Genomic DNA, 20158 nt, shown 5'->3' with positions numbered 1-20158 from the left:
TCACCAGATGGTGGGAGTGGTTCGGAACACCTGCGCGGGATGCCTCACGAGTGAGGACCTTCGGTCACGATGTTCACAAACACGTTGCAAGCAGCACGACATCCGGCGGTCTTTGGCTTCGAGAACAGTAGCAGATGCTGTGGACGAGACCAAACAGCGGTCGGGAGGCGCGGTGCGGGCCCGCCCCGCGCCTCCCCTCCGTCAGTGGGTGCGGTCCACCGCAGCGGGCGTCGCCGACCAGTCGGCGGACCCAGCCCGCTCGGCCGGCTCGGCCGACGACGACGACGACGCGACCGACCCCGCCGCGGCAGCAGCCGCAGCGGGGTCGCGCGGCAGGTGCACCGTGAACACCGTGTCCCCGGGCTCGCTCGTGACCTCGACCCGCCCGCCGTGCGCCTGCACGACCGCGGCGACGATGGCGAGCCCGAGCCCGGTCGACCCGACCGTGCGGGAGCGCGAGCTGTCGGCACGGGCGAACCGCTCGAACAGCTTCGGCAGGAACTCCGGGTCGATGCCCTGGCCGGTGTCGCGCACGGTCAGGTCCACGCCGCCGTCGACCGGGGCGAGCCCGACCGTGATGCGGGTGCCCTCGGGCGTGTGGGTCCGGGCGTTCGTGACGAGGTTGACGATGACCTGGTGCAGGCGTGCGGCGTCCCCCGTGATGGTGACCGGCTCCGGTGGGACGTCGACCTCGATGGGGTGTTCGGGTGAGGCGGCGTGGGCGTCGTTCACGGCGTCGAGCACCAGGCCGGTCAGGTCGACCTCGGCGAACTGGATCTCACGGCCCTCGTCGAGCCGCGCGAGGAGCAGCAGGTCCTCCACCATCGAGGTCATCCGGATGGACTCGGACTCGATGCGGCTCATCGCGTAGACGACGTCCTTCGGCAGGTCGCCGCCCATGCGCCGGGTGAGCTCGGCGTACCCGCGCACCGAGGCGAGCGGGGTCCGGAGCTCGTGCGAGGCGTCGGCGACGAACTGGCGCACCTTCTGTTCCGAGCGTTCCCGCGCCTGCATCGCACTGCCGATGTGCCCGAGCATCCGGTTGAAGGCGCTGCCGACCCGGCCGACCTCGGTGCGGGGGTCGGTGTCGGGCACACGGACACCGTCGAGGGCGTCACTGCGGTCGAGCGGCATGCGCGCGACGGTCGAGGCGGTCTCGGCGACGCGGTCGAGCGGCCGCAGGGAGCGCCGGACCACGAGGGCGGCGACCAGTGAGGCGGCGAGGAGTGCGAGTCCGGTGACGACCAGCACGACGCCCAGGAGCTTCCAGACGCTCTCGTAGACGGGTGCCATCGGCAGGCCGACCACGAGCACGGCAGGCCCGACGGTCGCCGCGGTCACCCGGTAGCGACCGAGGTCACCGCCGAGGTCGATGGTGTGTGGACGCCCGTCGACGTGCACCCCGCCGAGCGGCGCGACCACCGGCGCCGAGAGACGCTCGATCCCCCCGGCGTTGTCCAGCACGCTCCCGACGATGACGTCCCCGTTGAGGAAGTAGACCGTCAGGGTCCCGGACGCCTGTCCGGACGGGCGGCCGATGTCCAGACCCGGGCCGCTCCCGCCCTGCTGCTCGACGGATCGCTGCGCACGGTTCGTGGCGAACTGCAGCTGCTCGTCGATCGCGGAGCGCTGGATCGAGAACAACGCGATGATGCTCCCCGCCCCGATCACCGCACTCACGGCGACGACGAGGGCGACGATGCTCAGGACGAGCCGACGCCGCAGGGTCACGGGGTCGGCTTGATGACGTACCCGACGCCGCGCACCGTGTGGATCATCGGCGTCTCGCCGGCGTCGATCTTCTTGCGCAGGTAGGAGATGTAGATCTCGACGACCGAGGACTTGCCGCCGAAGTCGTACGACCACACGCGGTCCAGGATCTGCGCCTTCGAGAGCACGCGACGGGGGTTCCGCATCAGGAAGCGAAGGAGTTCGAACTCGGTGGCCGTCAGTTCGATCGGCCGGCCGGCGCGGTGCACCTCGTACGACTCCTCGTCGAGCACCAGGTCGCCGACGACGATGCGGGAGTCTCCGGCCTCGGAGATCGAGATCTGCGAGCGGCGGATGAGCCCGCGCAGACGCGCCACGACCTCTTCCAGGGAGAACGGCTTCGTGACGTAGTCGTCACCACCGGCGGTGAGTCCGGTGACACGGTCCTCGACGGAGTCCTTGGCGGTGAGGAACAGCACCGGGGTGTCGTCGTTGTTCTGCCGCAGCCGGCTCAGCACCTGCAGCCCGTCGAGGTCGGGCATCATCACGTCGAGCACCATCGCGTCGGGCTTGAACTCCCGCGCGGTCGTCAGGGCGTCCTGCCCGCCGTTCGCGCTCTTCACGTCCCAGCCCTCGTACCGCAGCGCCATGGACAACAGGTCGGTGAGGCTGGCTTCGTCGTCGACGACCAGGATGCGCAACGGGGTTCCGTCGGCACGTGTGAGGCGCGGGGCTGCTGCGGGCTGGGAGATGGTCACGTCTTCGAGTATCGAGAAGTTCCTATGAGTCGTCTGTGGCCCGGCCCAGTGCGTTCTGTGGATCGAGGACACGTCCACGGCCCGACGCTCCGTACGTTGGGAGCATGTTGCGATCTGCAGCCTGGCCGTCGTCGGCCCGGCACCTGGAAACCGCGCGGATCGAACGGACGACCGGGAGGCCCGGCTCGACACCGACGGACCGCCTGGCGGTCGCGCAGGCGGTCGCCGCCACCACCCCGCCCCTGTCCGCCGGCACGGCCGGCGGCTTCTTCGGCACGCTCGCCGCGGTCGCCGCGGCGGACGTCGCCACTGCCCGCACCGTCGAACCGCACCTGGACGCCCTCGGGATCCTGGCGCAGGCCGGGGTCGACGCCCCGGACGGTTCCACGTGGGGCGTCTTCGCAGCCGAGGGCCCGGGGCTGCGGCTCGACGCCGCACCACAGGACGACGGCACGGTCCTGCTCCACGGCAGGAAGCCGTGGTGCTCGCTCGCCTCGACGCTCTCGCACGCCCTGGTCACCGCGCACCTGGGTGACGAGCGCGTCCTGGTCGCCGTGGACCTGCGACAGCCGGGAGTCACCCTGCACGACGAGGCCTGGGTCGCACGCGGCATGCCCGACGTGCCGAGCGGACCGGTCGACTTCGACGGTGTCCGGGCACGGCCCGTCGGCGCCCCCGGCTGGTACCTGGAGCGTCCGGGCTTCGCGTGGGGCGGCATCGGCGTCGCGGCCTGCTGGTGGGGCGGCGCGGTCGCGCTTGCACGGGTGCTCCGCGACGCCGCGGCCGCGCACCCGGAGTCCGAGCTGCTGCAGGCGGCCCTCGGTGCCACCGTCGCCGACCTCGCCGACGCCGAGGACGCCCTCGCCGACGCCGCTGCCCGGATCGACGGCTCCGACCCGGCCTCCGACGACACCGACTGGCGGCTGCTCGCCCAGACGGTGCGATCGCGGGTGCGCCGGTCGGTCGACGCGGTGCGCGAACGGGTGGTCGCGACGATCGGCCCGGCACCGCTGACCGCCGATGCCGCCGTCGCCGCGCGGGTCGCCGACCTCGAGCTCTACGTCCTGCAGGACCACGGCGCACGCGACCTCGCCCGCATCGGCCGGACGGTGCTCGAGCGCGGCGGTGTCGCGTGGTGAACTTCGACCACCGCGAACCGGGGACCGACCCGGCGGCGTGGACACGGTTCCTCGACGGCGTGGACGCACCGGCGATCGACCTGGCCGACACCGGGTCCGTGCTCGTCGTCGCACCGCACCCCGACGACGAGACCCTCGGTGCCGGTGGCCTGATCGCGGCTGCAGCGCAGGCTGGCACCCCCGTGCACGTGCTGCTCCTCACCCGCGGCGAGCGCTCCCACCCGGACTCCCCCACGACGACCCCGGAGGCACTCGCCGCCGCCCGCGACACGGAGTTCGTTGCGGCCGTGCGCGTCCTGCACCCCGACGTCACGTCGACCTCGGTCGGGATCCCGGACGGCACGACCCGCGAACACCGCGACCGCGTGACGGAGGCCGTCGACCAGGCGCTGGCCGCGGCCGCGCACCCGGTGCTCCTCGTCGCACCGTGGCCTGGAGACGGGCACCGTGACCACCGCATCGCCGGCGAGGTCACCGAGGCCGCCGCGGCGAGCGCCCCCGACGTCGACCTGCTCGCGTACCCGATCTGGGCGTGGCACTGGGACGAGCCGGAGCACACCGTCGCCCCGTGGGACCGCGCTCGAGCGCTGCCGCTGACCGAGGACCTCGTCGCCCGGAAGCGCGCCGCCCTCGATGCCTACCCGTCGCAGACCCGGCCGCTCTCGCCCGCGGTCGGCGACGAGGCGATCGTCGACGACCGGCACGCCGCACACCACCTGCGGACGACCGAGTGGTTCTTCGTGCCGGAGTCCGCCGCGTCGCGGTCTCGCGAGTCGTTCGACGCGCACTACGACCGGAAGCCCGAGGGGTGGGACTTCGACGGGTCCTGGTACGAGCAGCGCAAGCGGGCAGTGACACTGGCGGCGCTCCCCCGCCCGCGTTTCCGCTCGGCGCTCGAGCTCGGTTGTGCGACCGGCGTCCTGACCGCCGCCCTGGCCGAACGCGCGGACGACGTGCTCGGCACCGACATCTCGGCGGCACCGCTCGAGCGTGCCGCCCGCCGTGCCCCGACCGCGCGGTTCGTGCAGGCGGCCCTGCCGTCCGAGTGGCCGGAGGGCCGCTGGGACCTGGTGGTGATGTCCGAGGTCGGGTACTACCTGTCCCCGGCCGACCTCGACGCCACGATCGACCGCGTGCTCACCTCGCTCGACGACGACGGCGTGCTCGTCGCCTGTCACTGGCGGCACCCCGACGACGAGGCCGTGTCGAGCGGCGACGCGGTGGACGCGCGGCTGACCGAACGCTGGCCGCGTCCCGCCCTGCTCCGGCACGTGGAAGCGGACTTCGTGCTGAGCGTGCTGCCCGGCCCGGCGGTCACCTCGGTGGCCCGGGCCGAGGGGATCGTCCGGTGACCGGACCCCACCACCGACCGCGCATCGACGTGGTCGTCCCGGCGCACGACGAGGCCGACCGGATCGCCGCGTGCCTCGGATCGCTCCTGGTGGCGGTCGACCGGCTCGCCACGGAGCGGCCCGGGGTCGACGCGGCGATCACGGTGGTGCTGGACGGTTGCACGGACGACACCGCTGCCGTGGTCGATCGGTACCCGGTCGACGTCCTGACCACGGACCGGGTCGGGGTCGGTCGGGCACGGTCCATCGGGGCGACGCACGCGCTGCGAGCGCACGACGGCGACCCGGTGGCTCGGTGGCTCGCGCACACCGACGCCGATTCGCGCGTGCACGAGCGGTGGCTCGTCCAGCAGTCCGACGCACTGGCATCCGGCGCGCAGGTGCTCGTCGGCGCCGTCGTCCCGGACCCGGACGACCTGGCGCCCGCGGTGTTCGACCGGTGGACGCGGGCGCACCCGCCGGGCGCCGCGCTCGGTCACGTGCACGGCGCCAACCTCGGCGTGCTCGCCGCGGCGTACGTCACGCTCGGCGGGTTCGACCCCGTCCCCGAACACGAGGACGCCCGCCTGGTCACCCGGGCCCGAGCACTCGGGTTCCGCGTGGACGCGACCGTCGAGCTGCCGGTGGTGACGAGCGGGCGCTTCGCGGGCAGGACCCCGGGCGGGTACGCCGAACACCTGCGCCAGCAGTACGGCGACGTCGGCTGACCGTCCTAGGTGGAGGTGGGGCGTCGGCCGGTGAACCGCTCCACCCAGCCGGCGACCGTCCCGAGGCGGATCGCCGCAGCACGTCGTCGCCGCCGGCCGAACGGTGCGCCCACGAGCGCCCATCCGGTCGCCAGGAGGTGACGGAGGACCTCGCGGGGACGCCAGGCGGCGCCGTCCGCTCGGTGCTTGTCGACGAGGACACGGTCCCAGCGCGCGTAGTGCCGGTTGTTCCGGAACAGCTCCCGGGTGCCTCGGCGGAGTCGGTACTGGACCGATGCGGACGGTTCGAAGTGGGTCGGGAACCCGAGGTAGGTCGCACGCCATGCCAGGTCGATGTCCTCGGCGGCACCGAGCGACGTGTCGAAGCCCCCGGTGGCCTCGAGGACGGTGCGCCGCATGCCGAGGTTGGCAGCGGACGTGTGCGGGAGGTGCCCGAACCGCACGATCGGCCACGCCTGCTCGGGCGCTTCCCACATCCACGGCTCGTTGAGCGCGTCGTGCAGCAGCGGCCCCGTGCAGACACCGGCATCGGCCAGCCCGCGGACCATCCCCGCGATCCAGGTGTCCGCCACGACGTCGTCAGCGTCGCAGAACAGCACGATGTCGGAGCGGAGTGCCCGCCAACCGGCGTTCCGCGCCGGGGCAGCGCCTCGGATCGCGGACGAGTCGATGGAGCGGACCGTCCAGCCGCGCGGCCACTCCTCTGCAGCGATCCGCGCATCGACCAGGTGACGGGGTTCACCGTTGCAACTGACCACGATCTCGACGGGTCCGGTCCACGTCTGCCGGGCGAGCGCTGCGAACTGGGGGCCGAGCTCGACAGTGGTGCGCTGTCCGACCGGGATGACCACGCCGACCGTGGGCTGGGGTGCGACGCCGCTCATCGTGCGGGTTCCCGTCGTCCGGCCGTCGCGCCGATCATCGTGGCCGCCGTGGTGATCCCGGCGGCGGGGGTCACCCCCGTGGCGTGGAGGTCGCCGACGAGGACACCGCCGGCGAGCCCGGCGGTCCGACCACAGGCGAGGTCGGACGGACGGTCACCGACGATCCAGGACCCGGCGAGCCGGATGCCGAACGTCGCTGCCGCCGCGAGGACCATGCCGGGTCCGGGCTTCCGCCACGGGTCCGGGTCACCGGGCAGTCGAGCACTCCCGACGATCACGTCGACGTCCGCGCCGTGGGACTGCATGGCTCGGCGGATGCGCCCGTTCACGGTGTCGAAGCCGGACCAGTCGTACCAGCCCCGGGCGATGCCGCTCTGGTTCGTCACGACGACCACCGGGACGCCGTCGTGCCAGGCCGCAGCAGCCGATTCGATGGCGTCGGGGACGAGCTCGGTGCGGTCGAGCGACCCGACGTGTCCGTGGTCGACGATGAGCACACCGTCCCGGTCGAGGAACAGTGCATCGACGCCGTCGAGCGGCCGTTCGGAGAGCCGTTCCAACGACCGGTGGCGGTCACGCGACGCGGACACGGGTCCCGGTCTCCGAGAAGGCGAACGGGACGACGCGTTCGGGGCCGAGGGCCCGGACGAACGCAGCACGCTCGGACGGGGGCACGACGAACAGCATGTGCCCGCCTCCGCCGGCACCGAGCAGTTTCCCGCCGGTGGCCCCGAGCGTGCGTCCGTGCTCGTACAGCTCGACGACGGGGCTCGCCGTCGTTCCGAGCACCGCGGCCTTGAGCGTCCATGCCTCGTGCAGGGCCGGGCCGAACGAGTCGGTGCGACCGGCGGCGAGCTCGTCGCCCATCACCCGGGCGAGCTCCACCATCCGTGTCACGCGGTCCCGCGCTCCGCCCGGCCGCGACATCGTGCGGGACTGGCGGCCGAGTTGCTGTCCGGCGTCCCGCCCGATCAGGGTGTCGACCAGCACGAGCGACGATTCGAGGTCCTGCCTGGCACGCTCCGGCATGTCGATGGGCGTCGCGACCGTCGAGCCGTCGGTGCCGAAGTCGTAGCGACGGAGTCCCCCGTGGGCGGACGCGGTCTGGTCCTGCAGGCCCACCGGACGCGCGCAGCGGATCATCTCGATCTCACTGGCCGTGGCGGCGAGCGCGCTCGGCTCGAGGTCGGCACCGCGGAGTGCCGCCAACGCCGCCACCAGGCTGGTGACGACCGCGCCGGAGGTGCCGAGGCCGGTCCCGGAGCTCCGGACGTCGGAGTGGATCGAGACGTCGACCGGGACCGCCGGGGTGTCGTGCAGCAGGGCTTCGCGCACGAAGTCGTGCTCGATGGCTGCCGGGGAGTCCGCCGTCTGCACGCCGTCGGTCACGACGCGGATCCCACCACGTGCACGGGGGCGGACGACGGTCTCGACGGCCAGGTCGATCGTGGTGCTGACCACGCACCCGGGCTGCTCGGAGAAGTACGCGGGGAGGTCGCTGCCCCCACCGAAGAAGGAGACGCGGAGCGGGGAGCGGGCGATGATCACGAGCGGGCGACCTGGACGCCGGCGACGAAGGCACGGGTGAGCGCGTGGTGGTACGCGACGTGGAAGTCCTCGATGACGTCGATGTCACACGACGGCACCACGGCGGCGACGTCGACGAGGTCGAGGATCGGCGGGAGTCCCTGCATCGCCCCGGTGAAGGCGAGCGTGACGGCGCCGCGGTCGCGGGCGAAGTCGAGCGCGCGCAGCACGTTGGCGGATCCCCCGGAGGCGCTGAGCCCGAACACGACGTCCCCGGTGCGCATGAGGACCCGCAGCTGCTCGAGGAAGACGTCGTCGTAGTCGAAGTCGTTGCCGACGGCGGTCATCATTGCGGCGTTGTCGGTCAGGGCGAGGATCCGCAGCCGCTCGGCGACCGGAGCGAGCGGGTCGGCCTGACGGGACGGAGCCAGGCTCTTCGCGAGGTCGGCCGCCATGTGGCTCGCCAACGCCGCGCAGGCCCCGTTGCCGAAGACGAAGACCGAGCGTCCGTCGCGGTGGGCGTCGACGAGCACGGCCGCGATGCGCGCGATCTCGTCGACGGGGAACCGACGGGCGAACCGGTCGACCTGGACGGAGTACGCCTCGACGATCTGCGCGGCGGCCCGCAGGTCAGGGGCTGTGGTGGTGAGCATGGCTGTCCTTCGTTCGGTGTCGACGACCAGCATACCCATTACACATGCGAAATATCAACGGCGAAAGGCAACCGCTGCGGCGAACGCGGTCGTGTAGCCGTCGATCGACCCGGTCTCGTGCCAGTCGCCGTGGATCCGTGCGGCCTGCACGCCCCCGTCGAGTGCGAGCGCGCCGAGCGCAGCACTGAGGTAGAGCTCCCCGTCGGCCGCGGGAGCCACGGCGCGCAGCGCTCCGAGCACCGCTGGCGTGACCACGTACCCACCGACCGAAGCGAGCCCGTCGACGGGCGGGTCGACCGGCTTCTCGACGAGTTCGACGACCCTCCCGCTGGCGTCCACACGAGCGACACCGCAGCGTCGGAGCGCCGCACGCGGAGCACGCACGACAGCGATGACGGGCAGTCCGGTCCTGCGGTGACGGTCGAGCACGACGGCGCTGCGGTTCTCACCGAAGACGACCTCGTCACCCCAGAGCACGAGGAAGGACTCATCGCGCACGCGGGTCGCAGCCGACAGGATTGCTCCCCCGTTGCCCGGCCCGGCGGTCTGGAGACAGGTCTCCAACTCGACACCCCGGGCTCGGGCGTCCGGCCGGAGGACGTCCGTGACGTAGTCGTTCAAGGCCGTCTTGTCCGGCCGGGTGACGAGGACGATGCGCTCGATCCCGGCGCCGATCAGTTCGTCGACCACGATGTCCAGCGTCGGCCGGTCGCCGAGTGGCAGCAGCTCCTTCGGGATCGCTTGCGTCAGGCGACCGAGTCGGGTGCCGCGACCGGCGGCGGGGATGACAGCCGTCCGCACGGGTGGGACCGGGGGGACGGGATCAGGGAACCGGGCCACGGGCGAGCGCCTTCCTGGGACGGGGACGGGGAGGTCGTCGGCGCCGACGGGGCAGGGCCGATCGGACGTCGGGGAAGACGAGGGCGACGAGCAGTGCCGCCAGTGCTGCCAGGATGCCCGGCACGAGCACGGAGCCGATCGGATCAGCACCGAACCCGCTTCGGACCACGGCCGACACGAGGACCGCGGCGCTCGTGGCCGCGGCCGCGGGGAGGACCGGGAGTCCGAGGTCGCGCAACCGCAGACCGGATCCCTTCGTCGCCACCAGGAAGGCCGGCACCACGAGCCCGGAGCAGGCCACCGCGTACCCGGCAGCCATGCCCTGCGGCCCCCAGACGGTGCCGACGACGAGGGCGCCGACGAGGACCGGCTGGGTGACCAGCGCCCAACGGACCTGCCGCCCGGCGCGGCCACTGGCGATGAAGTACCAGACGGCCGCGAACCCGAGCGCCTGCGCCCCGCCCGCGACGACGAGGGGCGGCAGGAGTGCCGCGGAGCCGAGCCAGTCGTCACCGAACAGCAGGTGGACGATCGGGCCGGCGAGCACCCCGAGCACGGCGAGGACCGGCCACGCCAGGAGCGTCACCGTGCCGACGAGTCGCCGGAACCGCTCACGGAGCACCACGGCGTCGACGCCCGCCATCGCCGGGACCGCGATCCGTTGGACAGCCGCCCCGATCTGGTCCAGCGGCAAGGTCATCAGCTGCACGGCCTGGACCCACAAGCCGGACGCCGCCGGGCCGAAGAGCGCCGCCACCAGCACGCGGTCCCCTGCCCTGGCGACGAGCGAGACCAGCTGGACCAAGGACACGTCCCGCGCGAGCGCGGCCATGGTGCGGACCGAACGCCACGGTGCTGCCGTGCCGCGGGGTACGCGGCGCAGGACGACGACGCCGACCGTGATCACGATCCACAGGGCCACCACCTGCGCCACCATCGCGACGGGTCCGGCGCCGACGAGCGCGAGACCGATCGACAGCGTGGATCCGAGCACCACGGCGATCGACTCGACGAGTGCGACCCGTCCCATCTCGTGCTGGCGCACCATCGAGGCGATCGGGACGGCGACGAGGCCGGCGAGCGGGAAGGCCACTGCGATCGCCAGGAGCAGCCCGCCGGACGGCGACGACGGCAGCGCCCGGAGGACGAGGAGACCTGAGGCGGCGACGAGGGCCCCCAGCAGGATCCCAGTCAGGGAGCTCGCCCGGTGGAGTGCGACGTGGACGTCCGCCGGGAGCGCACCCGAACGCAGGACGACCGCAGCGAACCCGCTGTTGCGGACCAGCTCGAGGACGACACCGAGCGCGAGCACCGCCGCGGCGACCCCGTAGGCGTCCGGCCCCAAGACGCGTGCCACGACGACGTTCGAGACGATCTGCACGGAGGCCCGGAAAGCGGTCGCGGCGATGCTGAACACCCCACTCCGTACGATCGCCACGCATCCAGAATATCACGTGTCATCCTTTGCCGGGGGCGCTTACGCGGTTCATCGGAAGCAGCAGTGACCGCCACAACCACGCTGCCTAGGTTCTCCTCCGTCGGCCCCGCCGCGTGCTCTGCGCGGCCGGTGACCCCAGCCGGCCACCACCGAGGAGAACCATGTTCCTGACCTACCTCAGGCGCGAACTCACGAACCGCAAGAAGCAGACGGTCATCATCGCGATCGGGATGGCCCTGGCCATCGCCCTCGTGGTGATCGTGTCGTCGATCTCGGGTGGCGTGCAGGCAGCGCAGTCGAGCGTCCTGCAGTCCGTCTACGGCGTCGGCACCGACATCACCGTCACCAAGACCGCGACGGCGTCGACGAACGGCGGGCGTCCGAGCTTCGACTTCGGCAGCCGGGGCGACAGCGACGACGACAGCGGTTCGACCGACCTGTCGCAGTCGCGGCTCGCGGTCGCGCGCGGTACGAGCACCCTGGACGCCGCGAACCTGTCGACGATCACGAGCACCGACGGCGTCAAGGCCGCGACGGGTGTCCTGACCCTCGAGAACAGCACGTTCTCCGGCCAGGTCCAGCAGCAGTCGACCGACGACAGCAGCACGGACGGCAGCAGCGACTCCAGCAGCGACAGCACGACCCAGCAGGGCCCACCGAGCGGGGACACCGGCGTTGGCGGCGGGTTCGGCGGTGGGTCGTTCAGCGTCGACTCGTTCACGGTGACCGGCATCCCGGTGTCCGGCGCGACGGTCGGTCCGCTCACGAGCACCGAGCTCACGAAGGGGCGCACCTTCGCCGCGGAGGACGCGGGAAAGGACGTCGTCGTGCTCGATGCGTCGTACGCGAAGAGCGAGTCGAAGGCGGTCGGCGACACCGTCGACATCGGCGGCACGGACTTCACCGTCATCGGCATCGTCAGCTCCACCGGTTCGGCCTCGACCACGGGCTCGAACACCTACATCCCGCTCGACACCGCGCAGGCGCTCGCCGACCTCGACGGCAAGGTCACCTCGATCTCCGTCTCCGCCGAGTCGTCGTCCGACGTCAGCACCATCAAGTCCGCACTGCAGGCGAAGCTGACGAGCGCCACCGTCTCCACCGAGGCCGACCTGGCCTCGAGCGTGTCCGGGTCGCTCAGCACCGCGTCGAGCCTGGTCGCGAACCTCGGCACGTGGCTGTCGATCGTCGTGCTCGCCGCGGCGTTCCTCATCGCGATCCTCTTCACGATCTCCGGCGTGACCCGCCGCACCCGCGAGTTCGGGACCCTCAAGGCGATCGGCTGGTCGAACGGCCGCATCACCCGACAGGTGGCGGGCGAGTCCCTGGTGCAGGGCCTGATCGGCGGCGTGCTCGGCGCTGCGGCCGGCCTGATCGGCATCCTCGTGGTGAACGTCATCAGCCCGACGATCTCGGCGAGCGCCTCGAGCACGACCGGCGGGGGTGCCGGTGGCGGCGGTGGCATGCCCGGCGGCGCAGCGACCGCGGCCGCGGGCAGCGGCACGACGGGCGGTGCACCGGCCGGTGGCTTCGGCGGCGGCGCGAGCACCGCGTCGACGACCGACGTGGTGCTGCACGCCCCGGTGACCGTCGAGATCGTCCTGCTGGCGATCGGCCTGGCGATCCTCGGCGGGCTCATCGCCGGCGCGCTCGGCGGCTGGCGTGCGAGCCGGCTCCGTCCGGCCGAAGCGCTCCGGAGCGTGGCCTGATGCCCGGCCGCACCGACACGACCGAACCGACGACAGGAGCACCCGTGACCAGCACCGACACCGCGACCGGCGAGGCGGAGGCGCGCCGTGCCTCCAGTCCGATGTACCGGCTGACGAACGTCAGCAAGACCTACCAGCAGAAGAACCGGACCGTCACCGCCCTGACGAACGTCCACCTGACGATCCCGCAGGGGCAGCTCGTGGCCGTCCAGGGGCCGACCGGCGGCGGGAAGTCGACGCTGCTGCAGATGCTCGGAGCGCTCGACCGGCCGAGTGCCGGGTCGATCCACCTCGGTGGCGACCGGGACGTGGCGAAGCTCGGCGACGGCGCGCTGACCGACCTGCGGGCGACCGAGATCGGCTTCGTGTTCCAGAGCTTCAACCTGATACCGACGCTGACGGCGCTCGAGAACGTCGAGACGGCGTTCGCGGGGTCGCTCGCGAACCGGTCCCGGACCGAGGTCCGCGAGCGTGCGGTGGCTGCCCTCGGCGAGGTCGGGCTGGGTGAGCGGATGGAGCACCTGCCGGCCGAGCTCTCCGGCGGACAGCAGCAGCGGGTGGCGATCGCCCGGGCGCTGGTGAAGAACCCGAGCGTGCTGCTCGCCGACGAGCCGACGGGTGCGCTCGACGAGTCGACCCGCGACGAGATCATGGCGCTCATCGAGAAGCAGTGGCGGGAGCGCGGGCTGACCGTCGTCATCGTCACGCACGACTCGTGGGTTGCGAAGCGGGCCGAGCGGCGCCTGCACATCAAGCAGGGGCAGGTGTGCGAGGTCTAGCGGGGCAGGCGGGTGCGCGGGCAGGCGCGGGGCGTCCGCCCGCGTTTCGCGCTGAGCGACAGTCCACGCCTCCAGGAGCGCGTGGACTGTCGCTCAGCGCGTGAGGACGCCGCCGATCCCCCCGGCGCTCCCGCTACCGCGCCACCGGGTAGTCGCAGTACGCGAACCACGTCGAGTCCGGCGCCCACGGCGGCACGTTGACCGTCCCCTGCCCGCCGTCGAGCGCCACCAGGGTCTCCGGCTGCACGGCGATCCGGGCGCCGCGGACGAGCGAGCCGGGCAGCAGCCGGAGCTCGACGCGGTGGTCGGCCGGGTGGCCCTGCACGCCGGGCTCGTACGACAGGGACAGCAGGTGTGCGCCGTCGGGCGACAGGTGCGGGAACCAGTTCACCCGCTCGTCGTTCGTGATCCGCACGGGGTCGTCGGCGCCGGGCCGGAGTGACGCGAGCTGCGCGGTCCCCGGTGTGAAGCGCTCGGTGTTCCAGAGCAGCGTGCCGTCGGCGGTGATCGTGCAGCCGTCGTCGGCGTGCTCGTCCCGCGTGACGAACGTCGGCTCACCGGTCGCGGGGTCGACCATCGCGACGTCGGTCGTCCAGACGCCGCCCTCGGACAGCTCCCCCACGATCGCGGCGAGCGCGCTGCCGTCCGGGGCGATGCCGTGCAGGTAGAACTTCCGCTTGGTCGGCAGGGCCGCAGCGACGTCGGTGATCCGGGTCGCGGGGCCGCCGTCCGGCAACGGGACCCGGTACAGCTCGCCGTCGCGGGCGCTCACCACGATCGAGGTGCTGGACGGGTCGAGCACGTGGTCGTTGTTGATCTCGTCGACGCCGTCCATCGGCACCGGCACGAGCGCGGTCTCGTCGAGCACGGTGCCGCTGTCGGCCGACGGCAACCGCAGCAGCCAGAGGTCGCCGTCGCCGTTCAGCACCAGGGTGTCGGCGTCCAGGACGTTCGGCGCCTCGACGAGCACCGTTGCCGACTCGAACACGAGCCGCGCGGTCCGTGACCCGACGTCGTACACGTGCACGCGGCTGGTCTGTCCGGGCAGCAGCTGCCGCCCCCGGGTCTCGTCGCTCATGCTTCCATCCTGTCGGTCGTCGGGTGGTCGGGGTCGGTGGGGAACGGCAGAACACCGGTGTTCACGCTGCGCACCGCGTGATGCGGGGGTGTCGAGCGTGAACACCGGTGTCTTGCGGAAAGGGGCTCCGCCTACTTCACGGCGCCCGCGGTCAGGCCGGCCACGAACTGGCGCTGGACCACGAGGAACGCGGCCACGACCGGGATCGACACGACGAGCGACGCCGCCATGACCTGGTTCCAGTACACGTTCGTCTGCGTCGAGTACTGCTGCAGACCGACCGCCAGGGTCGAACCGAGCCCGTTCGTCATGACCGAGGCGAAGAGGACCTCACCCCAGGCCGTCATGAACGAGTAGATCCCGACCGCCACCAGACCCGGACGGGCCGACGGCAGGATGACCCGGAACAGGGCACCCATCGGACCCGAACCGTCGACCATCGCGGCCTCGTCGAGCTCGCGCGGGATGGTCTCGAAGTACCCGGCGAGCATCCAGATCGAGAACGGGAGCGTGAACGTCAGGTACGTGATGATCAGCCCGAGCCACGACCCGACGAGCTGGATCCCCAGGGTGTTGCCGAGGTTCGTGAAGATCAGGAACAGCGGCAGCAGGAACAGCACGCCGGGGAACATCTGCGTGGAGAGCACCGCGGTGGTGAAGGTGCTCTTGCCCTTGAAGTTCCAGCGCGAGACACCGTAGGCGGCGAACGTCGCGATGATCAGCGAGAACACCGTCGCCACCGTGCACACGACGAGCGAGTTGATGAAGTACCGGCCGAGCGGCACCGTCGACCACATGTCGATGAACGGCTGGAAGGTGATCCGCGACGGGATCCACGTGAAGTTGTCCTGCACGTCGCCGAGGGGCTTGATGGCCGTGGTGATCATCACGTAGAGCGGCACGACCGTGAACAGCGTCAGGACGACCAGGGTGATGATCTTGAAGGACTTGGCGCCAGTTGTCTCACGCACGGACGGACCTCCGGTTGGTCACGGCGAGGTAGATGCCGGTGACGACGAGCAGGAAGAGCAGGAGCAGGACGCTCATCGCTGCGCCGGAACCGAAGTTCCAGGTGATGAACGACGCGTTGTAGATGTGGAAGCTCAGCAGGTCCGCGGCCGGTGGCTGCGCGGTCGAGCCGAACAGCACGAACGGGGTGTTGAAGTCGTTGAACGTCCACAGGAACATCACGAGCACGAGCGTCACGTTGACCGGACGGACCATCGGCAGCGTGATCGAGCGCCACTGCCGGAACGGCTTCGCGCCGTCGACCGAGGCGGCCTCGTACACGTCGTTCGGCACGGACTGCAGGCCGGCCATCAGCATCAGGAACGCGAACGGCCAGGTCTTCCAGATGGCCACGACGACGACCGCGACGAAGGCGTTGTTGCCGATGAGCCAGAACGGGGCGTTGCCTCCGAACAGTCCGAGCTGGTCGACCAGCAGGTGGTTCAGTGCCCCCGAGTCCCGCTGGAACATGAACTTCCAGGTGATGACGCCGGCGTACATCGGCAGCGCGTACGGCACGAGGAACAGGGTGCGGAACAGCCCGCGTCCGGCGAACGGCTTCTGCAGCGCGACGGCTGCGGCCATGCCGAACGTCCAGGAGAGCCCGACCACGAGGACCGTGAAGGCACACGTGATGAGGAACGAGTTGAGGACCCCGCGGCCGATCGCCTGGTCGAAGTCGACCACGACCTGGTAGTTCCGGAACCCGGCGAAGGGCGCGGCGCCCCAGTTCGCGATGAAGTACTTGGTGAGCTGGATGAACGAGATCCAGATGCCGGTGAGCATCGGGACGATGTGGATGAGCAGCTCGAACAGGATGGCCGGCGCGACGAGCGCGTAGGGCAGCCAGTGGGTCTTGCGCTTGCGACCTGGCGGACGGCCCGACATCGTCGGGGCCTTCGTGTGCGTCAGGTCGATGCGCTCCGAGTCGGGCAGGACCGTCGTGGACATCTGGTGGGGCCTTTCGGCAGGAGGGGCGTGCAGGTGCGGTCCGCGCGTGCCGTGGCAGCCGGGAGGCGCGGGATGCGTGGGGCGTGTGCCTCACGGCCGACGGGTGGTCGGCTCTGGAGCGTCAGGGGCTGGAGGCCCGGGCGCGTCCTGCGGACGCGACCCGGGCCTCCAGGGTGGATCAACCGGCGGCCTGGGACACCTGGTCCTGGGCGGTCTGCAGAGCCGACTTGATGTCGGCCTCGGAGACCTTGGAACCGGTCGCGATCTTGGCGAACATGTCGTTCATCGCCTTGCCGACCGTGGACTCGAACTGGTCCTCGGCGGGCACCAGCGGGAGCGGCTTCGCCTTGTTGTTGTAGATGTCGAGGAACGTCTTCGTCTGCTCGTCCGTGACGGAGTCAGCAGCCTTGGCGAGCACCGGCAGGGCCGAGTACGGCTTGTCCAGCGTCGTCTGCGTGTCCATGCTCGTCATGTACTTGACGAACTCGAGCGCGCCGTCCTTGTTCTTCGTGTTCTTGAAGACCGACAGGTTGATGCCAGCGGGGAACGAGGCGATCTGCTCGCCACCGCTCGGGGCGGGCAGGGCCACGACGCCGTACTCGGACGACTTCATGCCGAGCGACTCGATGGTCGCGTTCGCGTTGTTCTGGTTGAGGATGAACGCGGCCTTCTTCTTCGCGAAGTCCGTGGTGGACTGCGTCGCGTTGTCGTACTGCGCGTTCGACGGGTTGGCGACCTTCGAGTCCTGCATGAGGTCGAGGTACCGCTTGATGCCGTCGACGTTGGCCTTCGAGGTGAAGGTCGGCTTGCCGTCCTTGTCGAACCACTCGCCACCGTTCTGCGCCGAGTTGATGAACGCGAAGTGCGAGTTCTCGGTGTACGAACCGCCTGCGAGGCTGAAGCCGTAGGTGTCACCCTTGGTCAGCTTCTCGGCGTCCGAGACCATCTCCTCCCACGTGGTGGGCGGGGTGATGCCGGCGTCGGACAGCATCTTCTTGTTGTAGTACAGGCCGTAGGCGAGGCCGTAGAGCGGGACGCTCGTGACCGTCTTGTCGGGCGCGCCACCGGTGGACAGGGCGACCTTGCCGAACTTGTCCGCGCCGCCGATCGCCTTCATCTCGGCGTCACCGAACTCCTGGAAGGCGCCGGTGGCCTGGAGCGAGGTCGCCCAGGTGTTGCCGATGTTGACGACGTCCGGGCCCTGGCCCGAGCTGACGGCGGTCTGGATCTTGTTCTGCAGGTCGTTCCAGCCGATGACCTGGAGGTCGACCTTGATCCCGGTCTCCTTGGTGAACTTCTCGAGGACGGGGGTCAGCACCTCCTTGTCGTTCTGCAGGGACGTGCCCTGGTTGGACGCCCAGTAGGTGAGCGTCTTGGAGTCGCCGGCGTCGCCGGACGATCCGGAGGAGCAGGCTGCGAGGCCGGTCACGGTGAGTGCGGCGGCCGCGGTGATGGCCAGTGCGCGGATGGCAGTGCGCATGACTCTCTACTTTCTCGTCGTTGAGATGGTGCAGGGATGGTGCAGAGGTGGAGCTGGTGCTGCGGATGGTGCTGGTCGGGTGCTGCTGTGGGTTGCGGGCAGCGCCCCGGCGGTCAGGCCAGGGTGCGTTCCGCGGGGTCCCAGCCCTCGGGGAGGGTCGGGGAGGGCGACACGGTGCTCTCGACGAGCACCGCCTCGCCACGTTCTGCTGCCTCGGCGATGGAGACCATCACGTCGAGGACGTGGAAGGCGAGCGCGCCGGGGACGCGGTTCGTCTCGCCGGCCCGCAGCGAGCGGGCCAGGTCGACCACGCCGGTGCCGCGCGAGGAGGTGGAGCCGACCGCGGGGATCGTCTCGGGCTCCTCGGCACCGAGCCGGTACAGCTCGGTGTCGCCGTCGAAGTTGTTCGGGTCGGGGAACACGACGGTGCCGGTCTCCCCCGCGATCTCGACGAAGCCGGTCCGGCCCCGGTCGGACTCGAACGAGAAGACGCTCTGCGCGCTCCCGCCGTTCTCGAACTCGATGAGCGCGGAGTGGTTCGTCGGGACGTCCACCGGGAACTCGGTGCCAGCCTTCGGTCCGGAGCCGATGGTGCGGGTGGCGCGGGACTTCGACGCCGTCGCCGTGACCTTCTTCACCGGTCCGAACGCCTGGACGAGGGTGGTGATGTAGTACGGGCCGATGTCGAACAGCGGACCGGCGCCGTACGCGAAGAGGAACTCGGGGCTCGGGTGCCACGACTCGGGTCCGGGGCTCTGGAACAGCGTCAGGCCGTTGAGCGGCGTGCCGATGCGGCCATCGCGGATGGTGCGGAGCGCGGTCTGCAGGCCGGCGCCGAGGAACGTGTCCGGGGCGACGCTGACCGTCTTGCCCGCGGCGACCGCGGCGTCACGGAGCTCCGCGGCGCTGGCACGGTCGAGGGCGTAGGGCTTCTCGCCCCAGACGTGCTTGCCTGCGGCCAGGGCCTGCAGCGCGACCTCGACGTGGGCAGCCGGGATCGTCAGGTTCACGACGATCTCGATGTCGTCGTCGGCCAGGAGCTCCTCGACGGTGCCCGAGCCGGGGACGCCCCACTTCTCGGCCTGGGCGGCAGCGCGCGGCAGGTCGATGTCGGCGATGAAGCGGACCGTCACGTCGGGGAAGACCGTGAGGTTCGACAGGTACTGGTCCGAGATGACCCCGGCGCCGATGACGCCGACGCCGACCGGGCCGGTGCGCAGCGTGCTGTCGGTCGCCGTCGCAGCGGCGGTCGTGGTGTCGGTCATGCGCGGGCCCCCTCGAGGAACGTGTAGGAGTCGGCGACGGCCTGGAGGACGTCACCGTCGTGGTCGTCGAGCTCGACGACGTGCAGGGCGTCGGGTGCGGCGGCGATGATGTCGCGGATCGGCATGATGCCGTTGCCGACGGCGACCTGCTGCTTGTCGTCGTGCGAGCCGTCGCCGTCCTTGACGTGCAGGAACCGGACCTTGTCGCCGTACTTGCCGATGACCGCGACCGGGTCGTCCCCGCCGACCTGCACCCAGTAGGTGTCGAGCTCGAGCACGACGTCGTCGGACAGGGCGTCGGCGAAGACCTCGTAGGCGCTGACGCCGTCGATGCGGTTCGAGAACTCGAACGCGTGGTTGTGGTAGCCGAGCACCAGACCGTGGTCGGCCGCCCGCGGGGCGAGCGCGCTGAGTTCGCGGGCGATCGCCTCGACGTCCTCGCGGGTGGTCCAGCGGGCCTCGTCGATGTGCGGGTCGATGAGCGTCCCGAACCCGAGGGTTGTGGACGCGTGGAAGATGCGCTCGAGGTCCTGCTCGCCGGCGTCGAGCAGCCGGGCGTGGCCGCTCGGGGCGGCGAGGCCTGCGCTCCGCAGGGCGGCGGCGAGTTCGTCGGCGTCGTCGACGAAGCCGAAGGCCTCGACGTTCGTGTAGCCGATGTCGGCGATGCGCTGCAGGGTGCCGGGCAGATCGGCGCTGAGGGCATCGCGGACCGTGTAGAGCTGGACCGAGAGCGGTTGGGTCACCAGGGTTCTCCTCGTCGAGATGGTGCGGTCGTCAGTGACCGATCGTCACACTACGAGCACTTTTGTCGGCGGTCAAGCAGAAGTCGAAGGAATGTCGACGGACTTCATTGCGTGGCGCGAACGATGTGTGCTTCACT

At 71.1% G+C, this 20158-nt stretch carries 19 protein-coding genes; 5 read left to right on the top strand and 14 right to left on the bottom strand.

Annotated features, from left to right (window positions below):
- Positions 1–201: 201 nt before the first annotated feature.
- Positions 202–1731 (bottom strand): sensor histidine kinase, encoded by a 1530-nt coding sequence (locus QRN30_RS10530; RefSeq protein WP_284761059.1) that lies wholly within the window; start codon positions 1729–1731, stop codon positions 202–204.
- Positions 1728–2468 carry a response regulator transcription factor gene (locus tag QRN30_RS10525; protein WP_284761058.1) on the bottom strand — a complete coding sequence of 247 codons (741 nt, stop codon included), beginning with the start codon at positions 2466–2468 and terminating at the stop codon, positions 1728–1730. The genes QRN30_RS10530 and QRN30_RS10525 overlap by 4 nt, the downstream gene beginning before the upstream one ends.
- A 104-nt stretch (positions 2469–2572) precedes the next feature.
- Between QRN30_RS10525 and QRN30_RS10520 the strand changes: the two genes are divergently transcribed.
- From QRN30_RS10520 to QRN30_RS10510, 3 genes are read left to right on the top strand one after another with little or no spacing between them, the layout of a single operon-like run.
- On the top strand, positions 2573–3607 hold the full coding sequence (locus QRN30_RS10520; protein ID WP_284761057.1) for an acyl-CoA dehydrogenase family protein: 1035 nt from the start codon (positions 2573–2575) through the stop codon (positions 3605–3607).
- The gene (locus QRN30_RS10515; protein ID WP_284761056.1) at positions 3601–4959 is read left to right on the top strand and encodes a bifunctional PIG-L family deacetylase/class I SAM-dependent methyltransferase; all 1359 of its coding nucleotides are present in this window, start codon (positions 3601–3603) and stop codon (positions 4957–4959) included. Before QRN30_RS10520 ends, QRN30_RS10515 begins: the two co-directional genes overlap by 7 nt.
- Positions 4956–5666 carry a glycosyltransferase family 2 protein gene (locus tag QRN30_RS10510; RefSeq protein WP_214518830.1) on the top strand — a complete coding sequence of 237 codons (711 nt, stop codon included), beginning with the start codon at positions 4956–4958 and terminating at the stop codon, positions 5664–5666. The genes QRN30_RS10515 and QRN30_RS10510 overlap by 4 nt, the downstream gene beginning before the upstream one ends.
- Positions 5667–5671: 5 nt before the next feature.
- Here QRN30_RS10510 and QRN30_RS10505 read toward each other — a convergent pair whose 3' ends face one another.
- From QRN30_RS10505 to QRN30_RS10480, 6 genes are read right to left on the bottom strand one after another with little or no spacing between them, the layout of a single operon-like run.
- Positions 5672–6550: a glycosyltransferase family 2 protein gene (locus QRN30_RS10505; protein ID WP_194589767.1), complete on the bottom strand. Its 879-nt coding sequence runs from the start codon at positions 6548–6550 to the stop codon at positions 5672–5674.
- Positions 6547–7140 carry a D-glycero-alpha-D-manno-heptose-1,7-bisphosphate 7-phosphatase gene (locus tag QRN30_RS10500; RefSeq protein WP_056070677.1) on the bottom strand — a complete coding sequence of 198 codons (594 nt, stop codon included), beginning with the start codon at positions 7138–7140 and terminating at the stop codon, positions 6547–6549. Before QRN30_RS10500 ends, QRN30_RS10505 begins: the two co-directional genes overlap by 4 nt.
- On the bottom strand, positions 7124–8098 hold the full coding sequence (locus QRN30_RS10495; RefSeq protein ID WP_017888654.1) for a GHMP family kinase ATP-binding protein: 975 nt from the start codon (positions 8096–8098) through the stop codon (positions 7124–7126). The genes QRN30_RS10500 and QRN30_RS10495 overlap by 17 nt, the downstream gene beginning before the upstream one ends.
- Entirely contained in the window at positions 8095–8730 is a 636-nt protein-coding gene (locus QRN30_RS10490) for a D-sedoheptulose-7-phosphate isomerase (protein ID WP_017888653.1), read from the bottom strand. The genes QRN30_RS10495 and QRN30_RS10490 overlap by 4 nt, the downstream gene beginning before the upstream one ends.
- A 54-nt stretch (positions 8731–8784) precedes the next feature.
- Complete coding sequence (locus QRN30_RS10485; RefSeq protein ID WP_071251876.1) at positions 8785–9531, bottom strand: sugar phosphate nucleotidyltransferase; 747 nt, start codon at positions 9529–9531, stop codon at positions 8785–8787.
- A gap of 22 nt (positions 9532–9553) precedes the next feature.
- Positions 9554–11008, bottom strand: coding sequence for an oligosaccharide flippase family protein (locus QRN30_RS10480; protein ID WP_262159525.1), 1455 nt, complete (start codon positions 11006–11008; stop codon positions 9554–9556).
- Positions 11009–11169: 161 nt separating this feature from the next.
- Between QRN30_RS10480 and QRN30_RS10475 the strand changes: the two genes are divergently transcribed.
- Positions 11170–12717, top strand: a complete 1548-nt coding sequence (locus QRN30_RS10475) for an ABC transporter permease (RefSeq protein ID WP_262159524.1) — start codon at positions 11170–11172, stop codon at positions 12715–12717.
- 101 nt (positions 12718–12818) lie between these two features.
- Positions 12819–13496 (top strand): ABC transporter ATP-binding protein, encoded by a 678-nt coding sequence (locus QRN30_RS10470; protein ID WP_263137450.1) that lies wholly within the window; start codon positions 12819–12821, stop codon positions 13494–13496.
- Positions 13497–13629: 133 nt separating this feature from the next.
- Here the strand turns inward: QRN30_RS10470 and QRN30_RS10465 are convergent, their stop codons facing one another.
- The 6 genes from QRN30_RS10465 to QRN30_RS10440 form a co-directional block, all read right to left on the bottom strand.
- On the bottom strand, positions 13630–14574 hold the full coding sequence (locus QRN30_RS10465) for a TolB family protein (protein WP_284761055.1): 945 nt from the start codon (positions 14572–14574) through the stop codon (positions 13630–13632).
- A 131-nt stretch (positions 14575–14705) separates the two neighbouring features.
- Positions 14706–15545, bottom strand: a complete 840-nt coding sequence (locus QRN30_RS10460; protein WP_017888647.1) for a carbohydrate ABC transporter permease — start codon at positions 15543–15545, stop codon at positions 14706–14708.
- The gene (locus QRN30_RS10455) at positions 15538–16533 is read right to left on the bottom strand and encodes a carbohydrate ABC transporter permease (RefSeq protein ID WP_017888646.1); all 996 of its coding nucleotides are present in this window, start codon (positions 16531–16533) and stop codon (positions 15538–15540) included. Before QRN30_RS10455 ends, QRN30_RS10460 begins: the two co-directional genes overlap by 8 nt.
- A gap of 178 nt (positions 16534–16711) precedes the next feature.
- Positions 16712–18013 (bottom strand): ABC transporter substrate-binding protein, encoded by a 1302-nt coding sequence (locus QRN30_RS10450; RefSeq protein WP_042541086.1) that lies wholly within the window; start codon positions 18011–18013, stop codon positions 16712–16714.
- A 113-nt stretch (positions 18014–18126) separates the two neighbouring features.
- Positions 18127–19278: a Gfo/Idh/MocA family protein gene (locus tag QRN30_RS10445; RefSeq protein WP_071251881.1), complete on the bottom strand. Its 1152-nt coding sequence runs from the start codon at positions 19276–19278 to the stop codon at positions 18127–18129.
- A complete protein-coding gene (locus QRN30_RS10440) occupies positions 19275–20021 on the bottom strand; it encodes a sugar phosphate isomerase/epimerase family protein (protein WP_042541083.1) in 747 nt (248 codons plus the stop codon). Before QRN30_RS10440 ends, QRN30_RS10445 begins: the two co-directional genes overlap by 4 nt.
- Positions 20022–20158 lie beyond the last annotated feature (137 nt).

Origin of the sequence: Curtobacterium sp. MEB011 (assembly GCF_030209655.1) — a bacterium.
In the GTDB taxonomy this organism is placed as follows: domain Bacteria; phylum Actinomycetota; class Actinomycetes; order Actinomycetales; family Microbacteriaceae; genus Curtobacterium; species Curtobacterium poinsettiae.
The sequence above is the reverse complement of the archived record's forward strand: the minus strand, read 5'-3'. Positions and strand labels throughout refer to the sequence as shown.